Source organism: Kaistella sp. SH40-3, assembly GCF_030686865.1.
GTDB lineage: Bacteria > Bacteroidota > Bacteroidia > Flavobacteriales > Weeksellaceae > Kaistella.
Genome location: NZ_JAQYUS010000019.1, coordinates 1 through 2863, shown reverse-complemented (window position 1 = coordinate 2863; position 2863 = coordinate 1). Strand labels below are relative to the sequence as shown.

The following is a 2863-nucleotide window of genomic DNA, read 5'->3' as shown; positions in this document are numbered from 1 at the left end:
AGTATTTCTACAAGCGGGTATGAAGTTTTCATCGAAGATTTTAGCGATTAATTAAGTTTTTAGCAATTAGAAAGTTTTCGTATTTTTAGCCCGCCTGCAGAAATACCCAACCGTTATAGGCAATTTCTAAACCCATGATTTCAAAAGAACTAAACGATTATCTACACGGAATTATAACTGTGGACTTATTCAAAAATGGAATTCGTTCAGAAGTTGTAAATTATAAAAACTTGCTTGAAAAAAAAGGCTCGACAATTAACTTGTATTATGATGACGTGGAAACTATTTATTTGAAAAATAACGACGTCGTAAAATTGCTAGAAGAAACTCTTGGTGGCAAACTTACAAACATTGAATTGACATATATCTGTGAATGTTTAACATTAGCGCAAAATATAGAATTTGAAAACGAACAAGTTCATGAATCTATTTTTGAAATTGCAGATCCAGAAATTAATGGCGGATTTAAAACCGAAACAGAACTGAAAATTATGCTTGCAAATTTAAACGAGCAAAGAAACTGCCTATAATAACTAAGCTTTCGTTTTGTCTGAAAGACAAGAAATGAAAGCCTGTTGAACGGAACCTCCGGTGGCTTTTCATCCCCACTTGGTAACCTTATGGAGTTATCGTTTCTAGAATTTAGGATATTAGAGCAGTTTTTTAGAAGGACTGCTTTTTTTGGGAACTGAGGTGAGTTTTTTTGAATAACTCACAGACTTTTCTTTACTTTTAAGATATGAAATCCCTTACCCACAAAGTTTATTTTGCAGACGAGGCATTAAAAACGGCAAGAAAATCATGAGGCGGGCCACGCTGTCCGAAAAGCGCGATGGTGATTAAATTTCCTTCCTTGCAACACCGACATTTTTTAAGCAAAGTTTTCGGTTTCACTTCTGTAATCTGGATTTTTAAGTCTAATTGTAAATCCTGAAGTTTTCCACGTTTCCAAGAGCTGCTCAAAATCCCGTAATGCCTTATTCTCACAAACCTTCTAGGCAAAACATGAAGACTAAATCTGCGCACAAATTCAGTATTCGATAAAGTCATTTCCTTTTTTTGACCTTCCTTGCGATAATCTTTGTACCCAAAACGAACTTCATGATCCGTAACCTCTTTGATGCGATGATTGCTGATGGCAACTTTATGGGTGTATCTTCCCAAATATTCAATAACAGATTTTGGTCCACCAAAAGGTCTTTTGCCATAAACGACCCAGTTTTTGGTAAAGAGTTGATCTATTAAATTCTGGTCTTTAATTCCGGAAGCCCTTAATGAAGCCACAAACTTTGCCCGAAAAACCACACTCATCGCTTTTACACAGAAGAGATATTTATCAGATTTTATCTTCGAACGCCATTTGCCTTGTTTATTAATGCCGCCGCCCGGAACAATGCAGTGCAAATGTGGATGAATACTTAAATTCTGTCCCCAAGTATGCAAAATCGCAATCATTCCCAGTTGGATTCCCTTATTTTTACCAAACTGATTTAATGTTGCCCAAGCCGCTTCAAATAAGGTTTTGTACAACAATGCCGGTTGAGAGATCGCCAAACCATTGAGTTCTTCGGGAAGCGTAAATACCACGTGGTAATAACTGCACGGCAATAATTCCTGCTCCCGTTTTTGAATCCATTCTTCCCTTTTATGACCTTGACATTGCGGACAATGGCGATTACGACACGAGTTGTAACTGATAGAAAGATTTCCACAACTATCACACGCATCGATATGACCACCCAATGCAGCAGTCCGGCAATACGATAAAGCGCGAAGCGTTTTTTCCTGATGAACCGTAAAATTCTGAGCCGATAAATTGATTTTACGAATGACTTCTGCTACACTTCCGCCTTTACTTCGGATTTCCATTTTTGCTGTACAAAGTAAAAATGGTATCCAAAGGGCTGTGCGGTTTTTGATCCGACAACTGACAGACATGAAGATATTCCATGGTCGATTCAATTCTTTCATGACCCAGAAGTTTCTGAACCATTATGATTGAAACTCCATCTTCCAATAAATGCGTAGCAAAGCTGTGGCGCAAAGTGTGAGTGTGAACCACTTTGGTGATTCCCGCTTTTTTGCTCACCGTTTTTATCACCCATTGAACACCTCTTTGACTGTATCTGGAATCAAAATCTTTGGTGTGAGTTGTGGAAGTACCTATGCTGAGCGTAGTCGAAGCATCAATCTCTTCAATATTTCTATTTTGATTTCCATTGAATAAATATCGATCTGGATTTTCTACCGAAATAAAGGTTTTCAGTCCCCGAATTAAATGCTCGGATAAAGGAACATAACGGTCTTTTTGACCTTTACCCTGAACAATGTGTAGCATTTGTCGGTCAAAATCAAGATGATGAAGTTCGATATTTCGGACTTCCATACATCGAAGCCCGCACCCGTAAATCAAACCAATGAGCAGTTTGTGTTTCAGCAATTGAGCAGTTTGCAGCATCCGCCAAACTTCCTGACGGCTTAAAATAGTGGGCAATTTTTTGACTTTTGGAATGGCTGGAAGATGCAGAAAACTATAGGGTAAACCTTCGGCTTTCAGTAGAAACCGCAGTCCATAAACCGTATGTTTAAAATAAGTTTGGGAAGGTGTTTTGCTGCGTTGTTGAAGTTCGAAGAGATAATCTTTGATGTCTTCCGGATCCAATTCCGTAGGGATTTTACCGAAATGAAGCGCTACGGCGGCAACATGCCTGGAATAATTATCAAAGGTTCTGGAACTTTTTCCCTGGATTGAAATATTTCTTTCGAAACGTTGTATCAATTCCGAAAAACCAGTAACTTCGCTCGAAGCGCGATTCAAAATTTTGTTCGTTCTTAAATCCTCCGGAGATTTTTTTTTGTAGCC

Annotated in this window: 3 protein-coding genes; 1 reads left to right on the top strand and 2 read right to left on the bottom strand. The window is 38.3% G+C overall.

The window, feature by feature from the left end; all coding sequences use genetic code 11:
• Positions 1-134: 134 nt before the first annotated feature.
• A complete protein-coding gene (locus PUH65_RS14770) occupies positions 135-530 on the top strand; it encodes a hypothetical protein (protein ID WP_305520875.1) in 396 nt (131 codons plus the stop codon).
• 232 nt (positions 531-762) lie between these two features.
• Here the strand turns inward: PUH65_RS14770 and PUH65_RS14765 are convergent, their stop codons facing one another.
• Together PUH65_RS14765 and PUH65_RS14760 are read right to left on the bottom strand one after the other, a co-directional pair.
• Entirely contained in the window at positions 763-1869 is a 1107-nt protein-coding gene (locus PUH65_RS14765; RefSeq protein ID WP_305520874.1) for an IS91 family transposase, read from the bottom strand.
• Positions 1853-2863, bottom strand: a 1011-nt coding sequence (locus PUH65_RS14760) for a tyrosine-type recombinase/integrase (RefSeq protein WP_305520873.1), incomplete at its 5' end; no start/stop codon positions are given. The genes PUH65_RS14765 and PUH65_RS14760, both read right to left, overlap by 17 nt.